At 39.7% G+C, this 21,361-nt stretch carries 20 protein-coding genes; 12 read left to right on the top strand and 8 right to left on the bottom strand.

The features are described from left to right. Positions 1 to 7: 7 nt before the first annotated feature. The gene (gene rlmB / locus R3D71_10390; GenBank protein MEZ5692054.1) at positions 8 to 712 is read left to right on the top strand and encodes a 23S rRNA (guanosine(2251)-2'-O)-methyltransferase RlmB; all 705 of its coding nucleotides are present in this window, start codon (positions 8 to 10) and stop codon (positions 710 to 712) included. A gap of 16 nt (positions 713 to 728) precedes the next feature. On the opposite strand, the gene R3D71_10385 is transcribed toward rlmB, so the two are convergent. Then, the gene (locus R3D71_10385; GenBank protein ID MEZ5692053.1) at positions 729 to 1,337 is read right to left on the bottom strand and encodes a hypothetical protein; all 609 of its coding nucleotides are present in this window, start codon (positions 1,335 to 1,337) and stop codon (positions 729 to 731) included. Positions 1,338 to 1,528: 191 nt separating this feature from the next. Here R3D71_10385 and R3D71_10380 point away from each other — a divergent pair, with 191 nt between their 5' ends. Then, positions 1,529 to 2,224: a GGDEF domain-containing protein gene (locus R3D71_10380; GenBank protein MEZ5692052.1), complete on the top strand. Its 696-nt coding sequence runs from the start codon at positions 1,529 to 1,531 to the stop codon at positions 2,222 to 2,224. Positions 2,225 to 2,322: 98 nt separating this feature from the next. Then, entirely contained in the window at positions 2,323 to 3,306 is a 984-nt protein-coding gene (locus R3D71_10375) for a TAXI family TRAP transporter solute-binding subunit (GenBank protein ID MEZ5692051.1), read from the top strand. A 29-nt stretch (positions 3,307 to 3,335) separates the two neighbouring features. Here R3D71_10375 and nth read toward each other — a convergent pair whose 3' ends face one another. Then, entirely contained in the window at positions 3,336 to 3,962 is a 627-nt protein-coding gene (gene nth, locus R3D71_10370) for an endonuclease III (GenBank protein MEZ5692050.1), read from the bottom strand. A 143-nt stretch (positions 3,963 to 4,105) separates the two neighbouring features. Here nth and R3D71_10365 point away from each other — a divergent pair, with 143 nt between their 5' ends. Further along, positions 4,106 to 4,975, top strand: a complete 870-nt coding sequence (locus tag R3D71_10365) for a creatininase family protein (GenBank protein MEZ5692049.1) — start codon at positions 4,106 to 4,108, stop codon at positions 4,973 to 4,975. Beyond that, a complete protein-coding gene (locus R3D71_10360) occupies positions 4,953 to 5,564 on the top strand; it encodes an rRNA adenine N-6-methyltransferase family protein (GenBank protein ID MEZ5692048.1) in 612 nt (203 codons plus the stop codon). The genes R3D71_10365 and R3D71_10360 overlap by 23 nt, the downstream gene beginning before the upstream one ends. Positions 5,565 to 5,613: 49 nt before the next feature. On the opposite strand, the gene R3D71_10355 is transcribed toward R3D71_10360, so the two are convergent. Continuing rightward, positions 5,614 to 6,324: a hypothetical protein gene (locus R3D71_10355; GenBank protein MEZ5692047.1), complete on the bottom strand. Its 711-nt coding sequence runs from the start codon at positions 6,322 to 6,324 to the stop codon at positions 5,614 to 5,616. Positions 6,325 to 6,435: 111 nt separating this feature from the next. Here R3D71_10355 and R3D71_10350 point away from each other — a divergent pair, with 111 nt between their 5' ends. Genes R3D71_10350 through R3D71_10335 form a run of 4 tightly spaced genes read left to right on the top strand, consistent with a single transcriptional unit; the run spans position 6,436 to position 10,732 of the window. Continuing rightward, entirely contained in the window at positions 6,436 to 7,041 is a 606-nt protein-coding gene (locus tag R3D71_10350; protein ID MEZ5692046.1) for an SCO family protein, read from the top strand. A 15-nt stretch (positions 7,042 to 7,056) separates the two neighbouring features. Beyond that, positions 7,057 to 7,710 (top strand): guanylate kinase, encoded by a 654-nt coding sequence (gene gmk, locus R3D71_10345; GenBank protein ID MEZ5692045.1) that lies wholly within the window; start codon positions 7,057 to 7,059, stop codon positions 7,708 to 7,710. Between the two features lie 58 nt (positions 7,711 to 7,768). After that, positions 7,769 to 9,508 carry a vitamin B12 dependent-methionine synthase activation domain-containing protein gene (locus tag R3D71_10340; GenBank protein ID MEZ5692044.1) on the top strand — a complete coding sequence of 580 codons (1,740 nt, stop codon included), beginning with the start codon at positions 7,769 to 7,771 and terminating at the stop codon, positions 9,506 to 9,508. 12 nt (positions 9,509 to 9,520) lie between these two features. Then, positions 9,521 to 10,732, top strand: coding sequence for a hypothetical protein (locus tag R3D71_10335; GenBank protein MEZ5692043.1), 1,212 nt, complete (start codon positions 9,521 to 9,523; stop codon positions 10,730 to 10,732). A 14-nt stretch (positions 10,733 to 10,746) separates the two neighbouring features. On the opposite strand, the gene R3D71_10330 is transcribed toward R3D71_10335, so the two are convergent. The 3 genes from R3D71_10330 to R3D71_10320 all read right to left on the bottom strand — a co-directional run bounded on the left by R3D71_10330 (position 10,747) and on the right by R3D71_10320 (position 15,319). Beyond that, positions 10,747 to 11,265 carry a hypothetical protein gene (locus R3D71_10330; GenBank protein MEZ5692042.1) on the bottom strand — a complete coding sequence of 173 codons (519 nt, stop codon included), beginning with the start codon at positions 11,263 to 11,265 and terminating at the stop codon, positions 10,747 to 10,749. Positions 11,266 to 11,279: 14 nt separating this feature from the next. Beyond that, positions 11,280 to 11,996 carry a ComF family protein gene (locus tag R3D71_10325; GenBank protein ID MEZ5692041.1) on the bottom strand — a complete coding sequence of 239 codons (717 nt, stop codon included), beginning with the start codon at positions 11,994 to 11,996 and terminating at the stop codon, positions 11,280 to 11,282. A gap of 71 nt (positions 11,997 to 12,067) precedes the next feature. Beyond that, on the bottom strand, positions 12,068 to 15,319 hold the full coding sequence (locus R3D71_10320; GenBank protein ID MEZ5692040.1) for a phosphoenolpyruvate carboxylase: 3,252 nt from the start codon (positions 15,317 to 15,319) through the stop codon (positions 12,068 to 12,070). Positions 15,320 to 15,475: 156 nt separating this feature from the next. Here R3D71_10320 and R3D71_10315 point away from each other — a divergent pair, with 156 nt between their 5' ends. Further along, positions 15,476 to 16,348: a methyltransferase domain-containing protein gene (locus R3D71_10315; GenBank protein ID MEZ5692039.1), complete on the top strand. Its 873-nt coding sequence runs from the start codon at positions 15,476 to 15,478 to the stop codon at positions 16,346 to 16,348. Between the two features lie 6 nt (positions 16,349 to 16,354). Here R3D71_10315 and R3D71_10310 read toward each other — a convergent pair whose 3' ends face one another. Both R3D71_10310 and R3D71_10305 read right to left on the bottom strand, forming a co-directional pair. Continuing rightward, positions 16,355 to 18,193, bottom strand: coding sequence for a homocysteine S-methyltransferase family protein (locus tag R3D71_10310; GenBank protein ID MEZ5692038.1), 1,839 nt, complete (start codon positions 18,191 to 18,193; stop codon positions 16,355 to 16,357). 8 nt (positions 18,194 to 18,201) lie between these two features. Beyond that, a complete protein-coding gene (locus tag R3D71_10305; GenBank protein MEZ5692037.1) occupies positions 18,202 to 19,092 on the bottom strand; it encodes a hypothetical protein in 891 nt (296 codons plus the stop codon). Between the two features lie 168 nt (positions 19,093 to 19,260). Between R3D71_10305 and radA the strand changes: the two genes are divergently transcribed. After that, complete coding sequence (gene radA, locus R3D71_10300; GenBank protein MEZ5692036.1) at positions 19,261 to 20,616, top strand: DNA repair protein RadA; 1,356 nt, start codon at positions 19,261 to 19,263, stop codon at positions 20,614 to 20,616. 27 nt (positions 20,617 to 20,643) lie between these two features. Beyond that, positions 20,644 to 21,351, top strand: a complete 708-nt coding sequence (locus R3D71_10295; protein ID MEZ5692035.1) for a CvpA family protein — start codon at positions 20,644 to 20,646, stop codon at positions 21,349 to 21,351. Positions 21,352 to 21,361 lie beyond the last annotated feature (10 nt).

Below are 21,361 nucleotides of genomic sequence, written 5' to 3'. Positions count from 1 at the left end.
TGTTTTTATGGCGCATTTTTTATATGGCAAGCATGCGGTTATTGCCGCTATGTCTAATCCGTCGCGTAAGATAAAGCGTGTAATGCTGACTAGGTCCATGTGTGATGAGATTGGGGAAAAAACGTTTTCCAACGTAAAAAATATACAGATTATTGATGGCAAAAAACTTTCTGAGATATTGCCACGTGAGGCGGTGCATCAGGGAGTGGCTATTGAATGTTCACCGCTTAACCAGCCTAATTTGCGGGAATGGTTAGAGAGAAATTATGATAAACCACTCGCGGTGCTGGATCAGGTAAGTGATCCGCATAATGTTGGCGCTATACTGCGTAGCGCGGCGGCTTTTGATATTGGCGCGGTGATAGTGACCGACCGTAACGCGCCAGCTGAAAGTGGAGTAATGGCAAAGGCGGCAAGTGGCGCGCTGGAGATAGTGCCATTAATTACAGTTGGTAATCTGGCGCAAGCTATTGATATACTCAAGAAGGCGGGATACTGGATTTATGGGCTGGATGGCGAGGCAAAGCAGGATATATCTGAAATTAAATTTGATAAGAAAACAGCACTGGTTTTAGGAGCGGAAGGTAGAGGACTACGCAGGCTGACCGCTGAGCGTTGTGACGCGCTTATTAGGCTTCCTATATCAGGAAATATGGAAAGTCTTAATGTTTCTAACGCCGCCGCTATTAGCTTTTATGAGTTATTTAGGTAGATATTGATTAAAATAGTTATCTTTGTATATCTTGAGTGTTTCTTCTTTTTTCTAATAATTTTTGTAGGTTGGTTTTTTGTATATTGATAGAGCTTCTTTCTATATTGGCTATTCTTTCAGCATGTGTGCCGTAAGTCTTTTCCATCCTTGATTTTAGTATGTAGCTTATGATCCTAAATATAGGATGTTCGCTGTTTTTTAGCTCTATCATTTCTTGTTCAAACACTTTATGGGTTTTATTTATGACAGATATGATAGGCGACTTTCTTCCAAGTAAGGCGATTGATAGCCGGTCGGCTGCGTATTCATAAGCTCTCTTTGAACTTCCCATGTCGCCTCTTAAAATATGACCTAACTCGTGCATAACAACCGCCCTTTTTTCTGTATCTGAAAGCATATCTAAATTTGGTACACCTAATACTATTGTATTATATTCGGTAACAGCACCACTAAATGGAAAGTCTTTTTTTACAACTATTTTCGGGGCATTGATAATATTATGACGTTTGCATATGGCTTGATAATATTCACCAATATTTTTGAACTTGCTATTAGCAATTGGAATGGTGTCTTCTAAAAAAGATTCTAATTTTATTAGCCTGCTTTTATTGAAAAACTTTAACATAGTGTTAATTGTATAGTTGGCTTACAATATTGTAAATGGTTAAATTTTACAAACTTTCTTCGCGGTGAGCTATAAACTGTGTAAACTATGCTAAATGTAATTTAGCGTTTGAAAGATATTTACATTTATCATTTTGCTGTTAGCTTAGCGTTATACCGATCATTTTAATATTTTTGGATTAGAGTTTTGGCATGAGTAGTATTGTTGATGAAGTGAAATCTGTAAAAAAACTATCTCCATCTCGCAGGAATATTCTCGCTCAACGTATTGAATCTCTTGGAATTCCCGCTGAAGAGATTACGGATAATGTACGTTTGGTCATATCAGCTTTGTTGGAAAAAATGGATGATTTAAGCAGGGATTTATCCAGAACTAAAGAAAATCTCTCTGAAATAGAACGTTTGGTGGATGTTGATTGTGTCGCTCCGATTGCCAACAGGCGGGCTTTTATGCGCCGTCTTTCTTGGGCGATTAATATGCAAGAGCGTTATGGGCATCCATCAACTATTTTATATTTTGACTTAGATGATTTTAAGGCAATTAACGATGATTATGGGCATGCCGCTGGGGATCTGGCTATTATTCATGTAGCGCAGATATTGTCATCTATCATGCGGGATTCTGACTTTCTGGCACGGATCGGGGGAGATGAGTTCGCGGTTATTATGTATTACGCGGATGAGAGCTCCGCTAAATCAAGAGGAAAGAAAATAGCTGAGAAGCTGTCTGGCACACCGTTTATTTTTAATGGAACTCAGCTATATGTGAAAACCTCTTATGGATGCTATTCGGTACGCTCTGGTGATGACGCGGAGTCGGCGCTTTCCTCCGCTGATATGTCCATGTATGTGGATAAAAGACGTAAAAAGAGCGCTGTGCTGGTATAATATTTGACCATAGCCTATAGACCTTCTTGTGCTGAGGGTTTATTTTTGTTATCATGATTCCCATATATAAATTATCATATGGTTAGTTACGGGTTTTTATGTTTTCAAAAAGGAAATTCCTTGTTGCGTCTTTTTCTGCTTTTCTTGCTGTATTTATTGATATTTCTGCTGTTTACGCGGTAGAGAAGGATATTACCATTGGCACTGCCGGAGTAACCGGCGTTTACTATCCTGCTGGGGGTGCTATATGCCGGATGGTGAATCGTGGACGTAAAGAACATAATATACGTTGTGCCGTTGAATCAACAGGTGGGTCAATAGCTAATCTTGAGGCGATTCATAATAAAGATATTGAGCTTGGCATAGTCCAGTCTGATTTGCTGTATTACGCTTATAATGGAAAGGGCGTATTCGCTGATGTTGGTAGTGATAAAAATCTTCGGGTTTTACTATCGCTTCATTCTGAGCCTTTTACTATTTTAGCTCGGAAACAGTCGGGGATTAAGTCGTTTGATGATCTTAGGGGAAAGAAAATTTATACAGGCTCTCTTGGTTCTGGTATGCGCGCAGCTATGGATGAGTTGATAGAGAAAAAAGGTTTTAATAAAAGAAAATTCGCGAGTATTATAAATCTAAGAGCGGGAAAACAGGGCAGCGCTTTGTGTCAAGGCAAGGTTGACGCTATAATTTACGCTGGTGGTCATCCCAATGGAATTCTTCAGGAAGCCGCTTCTTTGTGTTCAGCTAAACTGGTTGGAATTGGACAACATGATATAGATATGATGGTCAAGGATAATCCGTTTTATAGTGAGGAAGTAATCCCTTCTGGTATGTATAGCGCTAATCTTGAGAATATTAAGACTTTTGGGGTGCGGGCTTTGCTTGTAGCGTCGGCTGACTTAGATGAGGAAGCGGCGTATGAGATAGTAAAAGCGGTATTTGAAAACTTGGATAATTTCAAAACATTACACCCAGTTTTTACAACTCTTGATATGAAGAACATGGTAGCTAATGACAATGTCGCGCCGTTGCATCTTGGTGCCGTGAAATATTACCGTGAGAAGGGGTTGTTAAAAGAGTAAGTGTTAATGGTTTAGTTATATTGGTGCTGCTATAAAAACGCTGATTTACATAAATCGTTTAACTCACATTTATCGCATAGCGGCTTGCGGGCTTTGCAGGTGTAACGACCATGCAGTATAAGCCAGTGGTGGGCGTGTTGTTTCCATTTTTTGGGGATTACTTTATCAAGGGCGTATTCGGTGGCATTGGCGGTTTTAGTTTTACATAAGCCTAGCCTATTCGCTACACGGAATACATGAGTATCAACGGCGATAGTTGGCATGCCTAAGGCGCAATTTAGCCAGACATTAGCGGTTTTTCTGCCAACACCGGCTAAACTCATTAGCTCATTAAGTGAGTGTGGGATTTTGCCGTTAAATTCATCAATAAGTCTCTTACTGAGTAAAATTATATTGTTAGCTTTACTATTAAAAAGTCCGATAGTTTTTATATGTTCTTTTAGTCGCTTTTCACCAAGATCCACCATTTTTTGTGGGGTATCAGCTACCAAAAATAAAGAGGGAGTAGCTTTATTTACTCCAGCGTCGGTCGCCTGAGCGGAAAGAACTATAGCGACCAGCAAAGTATATTCATTAGTGTAGTATAGTTCGGTTTTTGGTGATGGCTCTTTATCACTTAGGCGCTTGAATATTTCTTCGGTTTTTTGTTTATTCATGATAATATATCGTGGTTAGTTTTTTATATTTTTATCCAAAATAAGTACGAAAACCTTATCCGCAAGACAAGGTTTTCTGATGCGGAGCAAACGTAAAATTGAATAAAATTATGTAATAGTTTTATTCATAATGAGTATAATATATGAATAGCTTATATAAAAAAGTTTTTTTCCTATTTCTTTGTGGGTTTTCCGTAATAGCGTTCATTAACCACCAGTCTTTTGCCACTATTGATAAGAATAGTAGCAGGGTAATTGATGCGGATATACGGGTTGATGATGAGGTATATATAGAGCGGATGACCTCACCAGAGGTAAGAAAGAAAATTGATTCTGGTATGACCACAGTAATTATCCCAACTGGTGGCAGTGAGCAGAATGGGCGGCATATGATAATCGGTAAGCATAATATAATAGTGCGCTATACCGCTGGTGAAATAGCAAAAGAGCTTGGTAACGCTTTGGTCGCGCCAGTGGTTAAATACGTTCCTGAAGGGAACATAAACCCACCGCAAGGACATATGAAATTCGCAGGTACTTTTTCACTGCGTGAACAGACTTATCGGATGTTGCTTGAGGATATAGCTGCTAGCCTTAAACAGCATGGTTTTAAGCTTATATGTTTTATCGGTGACTCTGGCGGTAACCAAGCGGTTCAGGTAGAACTGGCGGCAGATCTTTCAAATAAATGGAAAGATAAGGGAGTTAATGTTTTACAAGTTTCTGATTATTATGATAATAACGGTCAGAGTGAGTGGATAAAAAAGCATAATGTTCCGCTTCAAGACTATAACACTCATGCTGGTTTTGAGGATACTTCCGAACTGATGGCGATAGATGAAGATGGGGTGCGTAAAGAACTTGTTGGTAAGTACACTATACGTGATTTTAATAATGTCGGTTCTACTGGTGATTCTACACTTGCATCAGCGGAGTATGGAAGGTATCTTCTGAAGCTGAAAATAGAAACAGCAGTGAGGCAGATAAAAAATGCAGCGGCAAATGAGCAGTGAATATGATAAGGTAAAACATCGTCGTCTTAGACATCATTTTATAGCGGCGTGGCTGCGTTCTCCACTTAAAATGGGGGCTGTTCTTCCGAGTTCTAGGTCGCTTGCTAGAGCGATGGCCGCACAAATAGATACAGCAAGAGAAGGCTCTATTATAGAAGTGGGAGCCGGTACCGGAATGGTAACTCAGGCATTGCTTGAGGCAGATATACCGCGTGAACGTGTATTGGTTATTGAGCGGGATAAAAAGTTATTTGGATTGTTACACGCTATATTTAGTAACTTAAAAGTTGTCTGTGAAGACGCTTCGGAGTTAGAAAAGGTAATATGCAAGTATGGTATGGGGAAGGTAAACGCTATAGTATCTAGCCTTCCATTTATTACTATGCCGGTCGCGGTTCGTCATTCAATTCAGGAGCAGATGGCAAAGGTTATTGGTGATGATGGTATTATAATACAGTTTACTTACGGTCACAAGTCACCCATAAGTTATAGCGAAATGAAAAAATATGGGCTTACGGGAAGGCGGGTTAAAATGGTTTTTATGAATGTGCCACCTGCTCATGTTTGGGTTTATAGAAAAGATATATAACCTGATAGCCGTTTGTCTATTATGAGTCAAGAAAGTACTTTGCCAATTTTTAGGCTATTTGTACATTAGATGGTGGAATATTATTATTTCTAATTATAGTCTCAACATACGGATTTATTCTCGCTGAGAATTTATTTGTTTCCGTATTTGTTTCGTTTTCGTTATTACTAAGAAAATTAATTATGGAAGCTGAGTCCAGCACTATGTCAGTTTCAGCATTTTGCGTATCATCAGTATTAGCTGTGTAATTAATTTTAACGATACTATTTATCTGTGTGGCTTGAGGTTTTTGGGTGATATTTACGCTAGGTGAGTTGTCCTTTTGCCTCAATAACAGGCTGAATATGCTGTTAGGGTCAATGTTTGGTTTGCCAGCGTTACTTGGTTTGTATTTTACATTGGCATAACTTATCAGTTTGTTATATTGCGCGAATATACCTTGTATTTCAGGAGATATATCACCGCTGGCAAGTTGTGTGAGAAATATAGCTCGTGAATTGCTAGGTGTTAGATAATTATTATTGTTCGCTATTCTTGGAGCGTAGTTATTTGTTGATTCATTAGTTGGAAAACTGTTTTCTGAAGAGTTTTTTATATTAACAGCTTTATTCCTGTTGGTGCTGTTTACATGATTCTGAACTATGTCGGCGGGAATAATGCTGTTACTATTTACGGCAAAGCTACTGCTATTTGGCAGTGGAGATAATGCCAAAGTTGATGACACGGTGGTCGCTGTTATGCTACTAATAGGAGTAAACATATAATTACATTTTATACAGTTAACATAAATAAAATATTAACATATTTATGTTATCGGCGCAAGTAATATGACGTGATTTGTTAAGCATTTTTTCTTGTAAGAGGTTGATTTATGATAAAATTTTTGTTCTCATTGGTTGTTTTATTGTTATTATTTACTTCTTTTACTTTGTTTGTGACCAAGAATAAAAATATTAATAATACGGCTGTTGCAGGTAGCTCCAATAAAGAGAAAGCGTTTATAGGAGGTGAATTTTATCTTATAAATCAAGATGGTAATGTGGTGGGTGACAAAGATTTTCGTGGGCAGGTGATGCTGGTATTCTTTGGTTTTACTCATTGTCCTGACATATGTCCGGTCACCGCCGCTACCTTTGCTAGTGTTATGGAATCTCTTGGTGATAAAGCGGATATGGTAGCTCCCATATTCATTACCGTTGATCCTAAAAGAGATACTCAGGAAGTATTAAAAGAATATTTGGGGAATATTGATAAGCGGATAATCGGCCTTACTGGCTCTGATGAGCAAATAAGCAAGGTAGCGGATGTGTATAAAACATATTTCGCTAAGGTTGATAGCGACAAAGGGGATGATTATATGGTAAATCATTCTGGCTATGTTTATTTGATGGATAAAAATGGAGAATATGTAAAACACTTTCCTTATAATGTTAAAACAGAGGAACTTGTTAATTCTATAAAAATTTTACTTAACTAGATTGCTGGAAATAATATGCGGTTACATGCGAGAATTGAGCGCGCGCGGCGTGGTTTGTTATTTATACTTTCCTCACCATCAGGCGCTGGAAAGACTACGTTATCACGTAGACTTATTGAAAGATATAAAGACGCTGATGAGCATGAGTCTATAGTGATGTCTGTGTCGGTTACTACTAGAGCTATACGCTCTGGCGAGATTGATGGTAAGGATTATTTTTTTATAGATGAAGCCAGATATAATGAGATGGTCGCAAATAATGAATTGCTGGAGCATGCCAGAGTTTTTGACCATTATTACGGCACGCCCGAGAAGTTTGTCAGTGAGCATATAGGTAAGGGAACGGATGTTCTGTTTGATATTGACTGGCAGGGAACCAAGCAGCTTGTAAGTAAAAAGCCTGATGATGTGGTGAGTGTTTTTATACTTCCACCATCAATGGTAGAGCTTGAGCGCAGATTGCGCGCGCGCGCTCAGGATTCTGATGAGGTAGTGCAGAAGCGAATGAGTAAGGCAAGAGCTGAGATAAGTCACTGGCAGGAATATGATTATGTCCTAGTGAATCAGGATATAGAGGAAACCCACACGAAAATAGATAGTATCTTGCGGGCGGAACGCTTAAAAAGAGTTCGTCAGGAAGGTCTTGCCGGATTTGTGGAAGGTCTTTGACTGTAATATGTTATACGTATATATATTATAATCTATTTATAATTAAAGGAAGTAAGAGTTGACAGACATACCAAAAAAACCAGCGGGGACTGCGGAAGACCCCTATGATCCTTTGCAGTATTTTATTTCTATTTTTGAAGGACGTAAGGGTGAGGCGACCATAGCTAAAAAGCGACCTGATACCATAGAGGAAGTGCTTAAAGAGCGTATTATTGATGGTGATAAAAAGGGCATAGAAGATGATCTTGATATGGCGATGAAAGATCATGATCCGTTATTTATCATTAATGAGATTTTGCTTTCAGGTATGAAGGTAGTGGGAGAATTATTTGGTTCTGGCAAAATGTTGTTGCCATTTGTACTGCAAAGCGCGGAAACCATGAAAATGGCGGTTGCCCATCTTGAGAAATTCATGGAGAAAGTGGAAGGACAGGATAAAGGGAAGATCGTGCTGGCGACCGTCAAGGGTGACGTGCATGATATAGGCAAGAATCTGGTGGATATTATCCTGACCAATAATGGTTTTAAGGTGTATAATCTTGGCATTAAGCAGCCAATAGATAATATATTAAAGACAGTAGAAGAGGTGAAGCCGGACGCGGTTGGACTTTCTGGTTTGCTGGTGAAATCAACGGTTATAATGCGTGAGAATCTGGAAGATCTTACCACTCGTGGCATAGATATACCGATATTGTTGGGTGGTGCCGCTCTTACCAGAGCTTACGTTGAGGAAGATTGTGTCGCCGCTTATGGTGCGGGTAGGGTGGCTTATGCTCGTGACGCTTTTGATGGTTTGGATTTAATGAACAAGATCGCTGATGGTGGTTTTGATACGCATCTTGAGGAAATAAAAAAACGTAAACATAACAGACCGACAAGTTCTAAAGCTAAAAAACGTTGGTCGCAAAATGATGTTGACGGGCAGAAATTAATAGGCAGTGAGCTGCGTCCGGTTGAGTGGGAGGCGATTAAGCTTAAACGACAGGAACTAGCGAAACAAGTTGAGGTTCCAGAGCCACCTTTCTGGGGAGCTAGAGTTATTGAATCTATACCGGTTAAGGCGTTAGTGCCCTATCTTAATGAGCAGATGGTTTTTACCTTCCATTGGGGGTTTAAGAAGGCGGGCAAAACACTGGATGAATATTGGAAATGGGTGGATGCTGAGGTACGGCCTATTTTACGTAATCTACTTGCTGAGTGTGAGCGGGAAAATATAATTCAGCCGAAAGCCGCTTATGGATTTTTCAAATGCGCCAGTCAGGGCAATAGCTTGCTATTATTTGATGAGTATGGGACAAAGCAAACTGGGCAGCTTGATTTGCCACGTCAGGATAAGGATGGTGGAATCTGTGTGGCTGATTTTTTCCGTGACGTTGATAGCGGCGAACGTGATGTGCTTGCCATGCAAGTAGTAACTGCTGGTCAAAAAGTAGCGGATGTGGCGAGGGATTGGTTTTCTGGTAATCGCTATCAAGATTATTTATATTTGCATGGTCTGGGTGTAGAAATGGCGGAGGCTTGCGCTGAATATACCCATAAACGTATCCGTAGTGAACTCGGATTTGGACATGAGGACGCGCGTGATGTGAAGCAAATGCTTAAACAGGGTTATCGCGGATCACGCTATTCATTCGGTTATCCAGCTTGCCCACGTCTTGAGGATCAGGAACTGCTGCTTTCACTGCTTAACGCTGATAAGATAGGCGTTGAGCTTTCCGAAGGGTTTCAACTCCACCCTGAGCAGTCAACTTCAGCGATAGTAGTGCATCATCCACAGGCGAAATATTTTAATATTTAGTGGGGTAATTTTATGCATATAACTTATGCAATGCTGACTATTGCTTTGGCGACCGCAAGCATATTGGTGGCTTCGTTTTTCTTCAGTAAAAAGATAATTTTTTTCGTAAGTTTTCTGAGTTTAATGTTCGTTATTTCTGTGATTGAAACCAGTTCTTTGTTGCTAACTATCCCCATTTCTATACTTGTATTTCCTCAATTTCTGAGCAGAAAAAAATGGCTGGTGCTATACACAATGCTGGTAAGCGGTTTGCTGGCATATCTCTATGCTGATCATCTCTACGTCAGTAATCGACCGGGCTATAACGGCTCCTTTGGCGATGCGTTCGTTATCCCGTTTCTTATACTCTGTTTTACGCTACTGTTCATTGGAATCATTACCCGAGCCATAACCATGTATCTGGAACATAAAAAACACTCTCTTAAAACACGTGTGATTGTCACGATACTCGGTTTTCTCAGCATATTCCCCATAGTTTACGCTCCTGTGCTATGGAGTCAGTGGCAGCATCGCGCGCCTGATCCGCGGTGTGATTTTGATACTATCTCTGTTTATTTAGACGATAATATATTTTCCATGGTACGGCTTACCATACTATCATTTTCTACTGGAGATGGTGAACATAAGCTTGGTGACTATAGCAAAGATTATTATTTTTTTGGAAACAGAAGCTTTCGTAAATTCTGCTCGGATTTTGACAACGGTAATAAGAAAATTCAGGCAAACATGCTTTCGATAAATTTTTCTAGATTACCAAGAAAAATGATAAATCCAGAAAACAATAAAATATGTGGTGACTCTGCTCCACAGCTTCCTCATGAACTGTGCGAACACTCTTATGAGTCTTTATTTTATCCGCAAAAACTTAATTTATATCTCAAGGGGAAATACAATTCACGCCGCATGTTTGCTTCCAGTGATACACATGAAGAGTTTGTCAAAATAAAAGATTCTCTTATGAAAAACGACAAACAACCTGATTTTCTATATGATGGCACACATTATTACTGGAGAGAAACAACCCTGCAATCTCCAGACGGCAAGCCAATTTTTCTTAAATGTTTTGAGTCAGGAAAACAGTTTTACTGCACCGCCGACTATCCATTAAAAGGAAAACTACAGATAAGTTATGGAATGTTATTGAAGAAAGATTCTTTCGATGAAGATTTTGTCAAATACCATAATAAAGTACACGAATTTATACGCTATAGTGGGGTAGAGTAGGAGATATAAAGTTATTATTTCCCGACTGATGAGAACAAGGTTATTGCGTCGATTACCTTTTTAGTTCCCTCAGATATTAGCAGTACATCCTTATCAACCATTACATATCTATAGCCATACGGTGCTGGTTGTAAAATATCGTATAGATCACGCGGTATGTCATGCCCTCCATACATTAGAGGATAGCCAACACGATATTTCTTCACTTGTCCTGGAGGAAGGCAACCATTATGTTTTTTTGCGAGTCCCGGCGGGCAAGGTTTACCATATTTACGACTTAAATAATTATAAGTATCCCTGCGCTGATTGTCGTTGAACGATATAGATACGTTAACTCCGTACTTGCCATCATGATGTCTAGCGTCGCTGTGATGTTCCTTGTGTTTTTTATATTCATTATACGATTTTTTATTTTCTTTGTACCATTTGTCGGATTTGCCATGTTTTTCTGGCTTATCAGCATATAGAGGCTGGGAAAATAAGGTGATAATAGCGATTGAGGATATTATAAATTTCCTAATTCTTATTGTCATATCGCAACCCTTCATCATTTAATAGTTCGCGCCAATGTTAGCACATTTACCTGTGAAGCGCCAGCTTTTAGGAGTGATTTTGAGCATTGATTGATGGTAGAGCCGGTGGTAAATACATCATCTATTAGCAATATATTCTTGTTTTTTACTGACTTTATATAGTGTTCATTTACTAAAAAGGCATTTCTCACATTTTTCTCTCGTTGTTTTTTAGTTAGTCCGGTTTGTGGCTTGGTATAGCGTTTACGTTTTAATAGGTCTGGCAGATAACTTATATTTGTTTTGCTGGCTAAATTGCTAGCGAGTAAGGCACTCTGATTGAATCTGCGACCGATGAAGCGTAGGTAATGCAGGGGAACTGGTGTTACTATATCACTTACCTCAATAAACTCCTTTCCGGCGTTTATAAGCCAATTACTATAGGTTATAGCTAGTTGAGTTTGATCGGAATATTTAAGTCTGGTTATTAATTTATGACTATGCTCATCGTAACAAAAAGCGGCTCTTGCTCTTGTATATTTGGGTTCGTCATGGATACATCCGGCACATAAGGCGTTATTTCCCATATCATACTCAAATGATGTTCCGCATTTTTCACATATTGGATCGCTGATAAACCGTATCTGTTGCCAGCAATCAAGACATAGTGTGCCATTTTCCGACACTATATTCTTGCAGATTAAGCATTGTGGCGGAAAAATTATGTTGAGAAACTTGTTTGCTATTATCATACATATGATTGTAGCGTAAAATGATCATATAATCATTTAGGTTTTTATATTTGCTTCGTTCTGATGGGTAATTACGATATTCTAATGCCAGAATTTCTTTGTTGCTCAACAAATGTTGGATCGCTTACCCCTAACCAGCGACCATGCTCTACAGTATCCTGCGCTGATTGTGCTGCTCTTCCTGTGTTTAAGTCATCGAATATCTCTGGGTTATGCATTTTCCAATGCAATAAGGCATTACGATAATTAGTTTTTATGGTTATATCTTTTTCCATATATGGCATTTTATGAGTGAGTCCGTGGGCGTATGTTTTATTTTCTGTTCTTTTGCGGAATGGAGAATCATGACCGGTAAGAGATTTATAGGCAAGTTTTGAAACATTGGTGTAAGTTCTTTGTAAGCGATCCAAATATTTTTTACCGTTCTGCGCTGTTTCTGAGCTATCTTGTAAATTTTTTGTCGCTAGTGATTTCGCCGCGTCGAGATCGGTCATGGCAATAGCAAAAGCCTCATTATTTATAGCATCACGGAATGCCGGTGATTTTTCAAAAATATAATGTAGCTGCTTTGCTGTTAGTTTATCATTTTTACCATAAGTCTTGTCATTGCTTTTCGCAGTATGATTTGACATATTTTCTATGAATTCTTTTTCATCTTTGGTTTGTTCTTTTTTTCTATTTAGTTCGGTAATTTTATCATTGATATTTTTTATTATATTTTCTTCTAGGCTTTTTGAACCAACCCATGACAGGACAAGCCCACTGCCCTGAGCTGTTTTACTCGCGCTGATAGTGCGTATTTTTTCTACGTTAATTGGCTCTATTTCGGTTATTGTCGCACCGATGGTGGTTTTTGGGTTTTTAATTACGGATCCTCTGTTGCCTCGCGAACTATCGTTCATGATTGGCTGGAATTTTTTGTAATCAAGGGCGGCAAGTAACGTGCCCATAGTTTCTTCGGTAAAGTTTTTTTCTTGATAGTGCTGCTGGGTTTCTTTGAGTGCGTTGATCGCTATATTGTTTGCCACTTCATTGGAGTTATGACCATTTCGCGCTTCTTTTTTTATTGTCCACTCTCCGTCATCACCTTTAATTAAAGCTTCCGCCTGATGAGCTAATTGTCTGTCAAATAGCCTGGCGGTAGAAGAAGGATGGTTGAAATAGTTGAGCAAATCACCACCCTGGAAGGTCATTTTAGCGAAATCATGTAACTCAAAATCATTTACCGATGTCGATATGGCTTTTACTCCGTTGCGGTAAGTATCCGAGATGCTGCCGCCTTCAAAGAATTCTGTTTTTATGTTTTCCGCTTCTTCATTTCTGCGCTTTTCATTTAGCTTCCTCATTTTTATATGGGCATCGTGGATATGAGCGCGCGCGGCGACTGATCCGGCTCTTCGGGCATTGTCGCTATGGGCGATCATTACTTGTTGTGTAAGGTTAGGTTTATCCTTTTCATGAAGTACATCATGCAGATGTTTTTTATATGCCTCGTTTTCATATGCGGCACTCATTATTCTATCTATATTTGTCATAGTATCAGGTTCCTCAAAAAGAGGGACTATACCAAGAACCGGACGTTTTATTTTTCCGTCTTTTTCTTTTTTCTCCACTGCCATTTGAACAAATTTAGCTTCCAACATATTAGCGACGCCTTGAGCCACCGTTTCCTCAGATGTTGGCTTATCACCATTTTTTTTCTTCTCTAATTGACCAGTTTCAGCAAGCACGTTATCACGTATCATGTCGTTGAAGTCACGGGCAAGTGCCATACGTTTGAAGGTATGGTAGGCGATTGGCATGGCTGTATCATCACTATATTTTTTACCGGCACCTTCGGTTATTATCTTTTCCTCAGCTTTTTGGAAGAGTTCAGCGGCTTTATTACCATCTTTTTGTAAAATTTTGGTGAGTGTTTCTACTTTTTGCTGTGGTGTTAGCTCCGAGAACTTTACTAATTCATCACCAATTTGCACTTTCCCTATTACCTCACCAACCACACGGTCATATTCTTTAGCGGTTTCCCTATACTCAATTTTTGCGAAGTTAAAACCAAAGGTGCGGAAGCGACGCAGGAGATTCAGGGAGTCTTGATTCTTGCCAGATTTTTCTTCTATCTGTCTTTTAGAGTTTTTTAATAGGTCGTTTTCAAAATCTTTATCTTTGCCAAGATTACTGCGGATTTTAGCTAACTCTTTTGATAAATTATCAAATCGTCCACTTAAGCGTGCGGGAGTTGAGTCTTTGTCTTTATCTTTTTCATCTTTTTGAGCGTCGGCGCGAAGTTTTTCTATGTTTCTTAATAATGGCTCAAGCTGTTCTAGTGCTGTATTGAATTTGGTTTTCCATTCATTTAATTCATTTATATCAAGTTTTTCTAAATCTTTGTGATAACGTTTAAGAATTGCCTGTGTGTGGAGAGCAACGGCTTCTAGTGTGTTTTCGGCGGTTATTTTTATATTGCCATCCTTGTCACCGGCGGAAGCCCATGAGCCGAATTTAGCTTTCAGGTTTAATGTGGTGGGGTCATATTTTGCGGCACCATCCCCACCTCTTACTGTGGCAAGAGCATCATCATGGTGTTTGTATAATCTCGGTAGGTCTTCATAAATATTGCCCAGATAATATAGAGGTTTTTCTATCTCGTCACGAACCGTAAGGTTTTTAGTTTCCTTTGTTCCGTCTTCTTTTTCAACTTGATGTGGTATTGGCGTTGTCTGGTATTGTTTAATAGCTCGGTTAATTATTTTTTCTTTTTCGTCGTTGTTGTCTAATTCCAGTGCTTTGTTGATTTCACGCTGTGCTTTCATTGAGGCAAGAGAGTTTACATTTGTCGGGTGGGCGGTCATTACTATTTCAAGTGTTGGCTGGTTTAGCTGCTCAACCAGTTGCGAGACAGACAACCTGTTTCCTGAACTATTATTCTTGCTTATGAGTTCTGCAACACCACCGGGAATAGTTTTGTCATGCGAGCTTTTCATTTTTTTTAGATAGTTTGAGCGGGCGGATAGCAAGGATATTTCATACAAATGTCCCATCCGCGCGTAGGAAGAGATTAATTGTTCTTTTTGATGTTTATTAAGATCTTTGAAAACAGCACTAAAAGTAGAATTTTGTATCTGTGCTGATGCTGGTTTTTGGGATCTTTCATTTCCCCATACCACGTCACGTAAATTTTTCAGCTTGTCTGCGACAACATCTCCGCCCAATTCTTCATTATTTTTTATAATATCAATTTGCCGGTTGCTTAATTCGTAAGCAAGAGTAAGAGGATTCGTAGAATCGAGAGGGTTTTGAGAGTGTCTTGCGGTATAATTTGTCATATTAAGGATTTTGTATCATTTTTATATTGTTGTTGTTTTATTAACTAAAATTATCATATATGGTTATTTGTAGTGTGACAATATTGTTAAATGTTGGGAAGTTAGGTTGAGAAGCCGAATTTTTGTGTTTTTTGTTAAATATCAATAAATTATTATATGAATTCTATAAAATATCCTCTTATCTTTGATAAAAAACGTTTACGTATTCACAAAGAGCGTTCGGTAAAAGTCTTCTCTGACCATGATTTTTTGTTTGTGAAGATGGCAGAACTTTTATGCGAACGGCTGGATTATATAAAAAAAGATTTTCCTTTAGTTCTGGATTTGGGCGCTAAGACTGGAATTCTCGCGCGAATGTTGGGAGAGAAGAAAACTATTGGTAGATTATTACAAATGGATAATTCACATGCTTTGTTATCAGCGGCAAGTGGTGATAGAATTGTCGCTGATGAGGAAGCTCTGCCCTTTGCCGATGACAGCTTTGATTTGATACTAAGCGTTGGAACTTTGCACTGGGCGAATGATCTGGCGGGCAGTTTAGTGCAAATAAGGAAAATATTAAAGCCGGACGGTTTATTTATAGCCATGCTCTTTGGCGGACAGACATTAAAGGAATTGAGAACTTCTTTTGAGAAGGCGGAGATAGAAAATAGGGGCGGGGTCTCACCACGAGTATCACCGTTTATTGACGTACAAACTGGTGGACAACTATTACAGCGCGCAGGTTTTTCTTTGCCGGTGGTTGATAGTGATGTTATAGGAGTGGAATATCCGCATCCGCTGAAGCTGATGAAAGAGCTGCGAGGTATGGGAGAAAGTAACTGTATGTTAGGCAGCGCGAAAGAGTTTACTCCTTGTTCACTGATGATGGTGGCGGTTGATAATTATCTGCGTGACTACTCAAACGAACATGGGCGCATTGAGGCGAGTTTTGAGATTATAACGCTTACCGGTTGGAAGCCTTGCGATCTTCAGCCAAAACCAGCGGTAAGAGGTAGTGGTAAGGTTAATTTAGGTGATATTTTATAAGTGCTTCTAAGCCACTTTCTCCAGCGGACTACGTCTATCAAATATTAAATCCTCAGCGGCTTCCACTTCATGCGCTGGGATTTTATGCAGGGGCATAATTTTTGATACATGGATAATGGCGGCGGTCATTCCTCTTGTGCGGGCATGGTCAAGATATACTGAGTTTAGTACATGACGAGCGGCGGGATTAAGCCCGAAAGATATATTGGAAAGCCCTAAAACAATCTGTATTTCTGGGAGTTCTTTGGCGATACGCTCTATCGCCTCCAGTGTCCATAACCCTAACTTCCTGTCATCCTCATTGCCGGTACAGATGGTAAAAGTGAGTGGGTCAATCAACAGGTCAGACGGTGGTAATCCGTGCTTATTGCAGCAGAAATCATAAAGCCGGTGAGCTACTTTTACTTTGTTTTCCACATCCTTTGCCATTCCCTGCTCATCAATGGTAAGGGCGACTACCGCCGCACCAAATTTTTTAGCGAGTGCCATGCGTTTTTCCGCTGGTTTTTCACCATCCTCAAAATTAAGAGAATTGATTATCGCTTTGCCACCATAAAGTTTAAGGGCTGATTCCAGAACATTCAGCTCAGTAGAGTCTATCACTAACGGAGCGGTGATATTGCCACGCAATCTGGTGAGCATCTCACTCATATCACGCACTTCATCACGTCCGACAAAAGCGGTACATATGTCCAAAGTATGCGACATTTCGCGCACTTGCTCCTTCGCCATATCAAGGCAGGTATCCCAGTCCTCACGCTCTTGCGCTTCACGGAATTTTTTGGAGCCATTGGCGTTGCAGCGTTCACCGATAGCAAGAATGGCGTTTTCCTGTCTAAGCTCCACAGAGTTAAATAGAGAGGCAACCGCCGGTATGAAATGAATCTCTCGTTTAGCGGGAGCAGGGCGGTTTTTGCCAGATTCTTGCTTTCTTAGCATTTCATCAAGGGCTTTGATATGGGTTTCATTAGTGCCACAACAGCCACCGATTATATTAACTCCATCTTCTTTTAAGAAACGTTCAAGCCAGCCAGCCATTTCGTTCGGTGATAATGGAAAATATACTTGCCCATCACGTATTTCTGGCAGTCCGGCATTAGGTAGGACTGATATTTTTTTCTGCCAATTTTTGGAAAGATATTGCACGTGTCTTGCCATTTCTTGCGGACCAGTGGCACAATTTAAGCCCATAACGTCAATATCCATCGCATCCATTATGGTAGTAGCCGCTGCTATATCAGTACCTACTAACATGGTTCCCGTAGTCTCAATGGTTATCTGTACCATTATCGGAAGTTTCACGCCGGTTTTAGCGAAAGCTATTTTCGCGGCGTTTATCGCTGATTTTATTTGCAGAACATCCTGTGTGGTCTCAATTAATATAGCGTCGGCTTTGCCTGTTATTAGCCCTTCCATTTGTGCTGTGAAGGATTCTTCCAGCGCGTCATAAGCGATATGACCAAGACTTGGTAGTTTTGTACCCGGTCCTACTGAGCCAATTACAAAACGTTTCCTGCCGTCATTCGCGAATTCGGCGATCGCCTCGTGCGCCAGTTCGCAAGCCCTGCGGTTTATCTCAATAGTTTTATCTTCAAGTCCGAATTCACCAAGTGTTATGGTTGAGCCACCGAAAGTGTTGGTTTCTACCGCGTCCGAACCCGCCGTCAGATATTTCATATGGACATCACGGATAAAGTCAGGGCGGGAAAGATTGAGGATCTCCGAGCAGTTTTCCTGTCCCCAGTAATCTTTTTCCGTTTCAAGGTTAGCGCCCTGAATCTGTGTTCCCATCGCTCCATCAAGTAGAAGCACATTATTCTCTATAAAATCTAAAAAATTGGTCATAATAATTTTCAATCAATATAATATGTTGCGATTATATCAGGATTGTTACCTGATTTTACTAATTTAGTTAGAATGTCATGACATTCTAAGTCATCTAAAAGGTCGTCGTCTATATCAAGTTCATCTTGAAAAACAGCAATGCTTTGAGAGCTTGCATTGGCGGACATGGTTTCTCCACTTTCTAGCAGGATAGATATTGTTTCCTGACCAATATTTTTAATTATTCCTATTTCGCTTCTTATAAATTCTAGCAAACACATTTCATTTAAGCGAAATATAAATACGATTATTTTTTTATCTAAAAAATCGTTTATTGTTTCCTCAGGGTAATATCTTGGGGTAAGTGGTTTATTGATACGCTGGGTTTTAGAGCTTAGAATATTATAAAATTGCTCAAGACCGCTAGTATCGCTTGGGATATAGAGTCTTTCATTGTTTTTGAAATCAAAATAGAATCCTCTCCAGTTCACTTCCATGTTTGATAAGTCTTCCCATAGAAAAATCTTACGTGATAGAGGAGTGTTCTTAATTATAGATTCTTCATTAAATAAAAGCTTAACAAAGAAGCTATGATAACAATACATTATCGTCCCAATCCATATTAAGATTGTCAAGAACACAGCGACTAATTTGTTTCTTGTATTCTCCTCAATATTCATCAAGGTACAGTATCCTGCTTTGGAAGCTCCATATGTTATAATAGTACTAAAAATTAATAAACCAGCCATGATTAGCCAAGAAGATTTTTTATAGCGCATTCTAAAAAAATCACCTGATTTTTCTTCTATATTGACGGAGTTGCGATTGGCTAAGTCAGAGAGAAGGAAACACAGGACTGCTACGATAATTCCAATAAACGCAATTTGTCCGTCTAAAGGCCAATTAAAGAAACTTTTCATTGTTTATTATTTTTCTCTAAAGTTTTTACAAAATGATAGCTATTTATAATATATTCCTTTCGGAAATAAAAGTGGTTAGCTATTATATACAAGATAAATGATCTTTAGGCTATTTTAGCGTACTGTTTTGTATTGTTGATAAAAATTTTTGTATACTTAGAATAAATAATGGCTAAATCTACCTCACAATTTGTCTGTCAGTCATGTGGTGCGATTCATCCTAAATGGGCGGGTAAGTGCGGTGATTGCGGGCAGTGGAACACGATTTCCGAACAGGTCATGGAGGTCACTCCTAAAGGACTTTCGTCTGGAGGTAAAGGGAGGAAAATAGAGTTTGTTCCGCTTGATTTTAACCTGCCGGACGCTAGTCGTGCTGGTACCGGTATCGGGGAACTTGATAGGGTGCTTGGTGGTGGACTGGTTTCTGGGAGTGCTATACTTATTGGCGGAGATCCTGGAATTGGCAAGTCAACTTTATTGCTGCAAACTGTAGTGTCTTTAGCGGAAATTGGGCTTTCCTGTGCTTATATAACTGGTGAGGAATCGGTTTCACAAGTAAGTCTTAGAGCAAAAAGACTGGGGTTGCAGAGCAGCAAGGTACTCATGGCTTCGGCAACCTCAGTGCGTGATATAATCTCAACTATAGATAAAGATTGTCCCGATGTTTTGATCATTGACTCGGTACAAACTATGTTCATTGACAATATAGAGGCGGCACCGGGTACGGTGTCGCAAGTGCGCGCCGCCAGCCATGAGTTGATAAAGTTGGCTAAAAAACGTGGTATAGCTTTGTTTTTGGTTGGTCATGTCACCAAGGACGGGCAGATAGCGGGACCACGTGTTTTAGAGCATATGGTAGATACCGTGCTTTATTTTGAAGGGGAACGTGGGCATCAATTCCGTATCTTACGCTCGGTGAAAAATCGTTTCGGCGCGGCGGATGAGATCGGGGTTTTTGAAATGCGCGAAACTGGGCTTGAAGAAGTGTTAAATCCATCATCATTGTTTCTTTCCGATAGAGAAGCGCCAGTAAGTGGAGCTTGTGTATTCGCAGCGATAGAGGGGACGAGACCATTACTTGTGGAAATTCAAGCGCTTGTATCGCCTTCTTATATGTCATCGCCACGTAGATCTGTGGTTGGCTGGGATTCTAACCGTCTTGCTATGATTCTTGCCGTACTTGAAACACGTTGTGGGATAAGATTTTCTGATAAGGAAGTGTATCTTAATGTCGCTGGTGGTATAAGGATTAGCGAACCGGCTGCTGATCTCGCCGCCGCCGCCGCTCTGCTCTCCGCCCTTTATGACGTTCCCATTGCTGGTAAAGTGATTATGTTTGGGGAAATTGGGCTTTCCGGTGAGGTTAGGGCGGTTTCACGCGCGGAGCAGCGGCTTAAAGAATCAGAGAAGCTAGGATTTGAACAGGCTTACACGCCAAAAGGTAAATTTAAGGATTTGACTATAAAGATAAAAACTGTAGAAACAGTGCAGGGATTAGCCAGTAGGCTTTTTGGTAGTAAGTAAAATATATAAAAGTAATGAGAGGGTGTTATGCTGGATGCTCAATTGAATTATTTTGATATGGCGGTAATAGCGATTATGGCTATTTCCGCTGGTCTTGCGTTCTTTCGTGGGTTTGTCAAAGAGATACTATCATTAATCGCTTGGGTTGGCGCATGGTTTGTTACCGTATATTTCTTCAAGGATGTAGCTGAATCGCTTAAACCTTACTTCACTAGACCGGAAATAGCCGCTGTATGCGCTACTATTGTACTTTATCTTTCCGCGCTTATTGGTTTTGCTATAGTTAACCGTATTATAATAAAAATTCTTAAGTCTGGTGAGATAGGAATGCTTGATAATTTACTGGGCATGGCTTTTGGCGCGGTAAGAGGAGCTATTATTATCGCTATTGGTTTTTTTATGATTACACTTGCCATTCCTGAGAATAGCCGTCCGCAGTGGATCTCCCAGGCAAAGACTTTGCCTTATGTTGAGGAAGTAACTCTTCTTATGGCGAAGGCGGCTCCTGATTACTTAAAAGAACTTTCTAATTTGCGTAAAAAGGCTGAGGATAACGTACGTCAGTCTGGTTTGGATAGGATTGATGATGAGGTCATGGATACCATTAAAGATAATGAGTATAACAGGACGATAGATATTCCCTCAGTTGGGGATATTAATCAGAAATTGAAAGATGCTGGCAATAGTCAGAAAGATAATTTTAATGATGTTATAAAAAATATGAATAATAGATGAAGTTAGTTGA

The sequence above is a fragment of the Rickettsiales bacterium genome, assembly GCA_041396965.1.
GTDB lineage: Bacteria > Pseudomonadota > Alphaproteobacteria > Rickettsiales > SXRF01 > SXRF01.
Note: the sequence above shows the minus strand (reverse complement) of the source record. Positions and strands in the feature narration are given on the sequence as shown.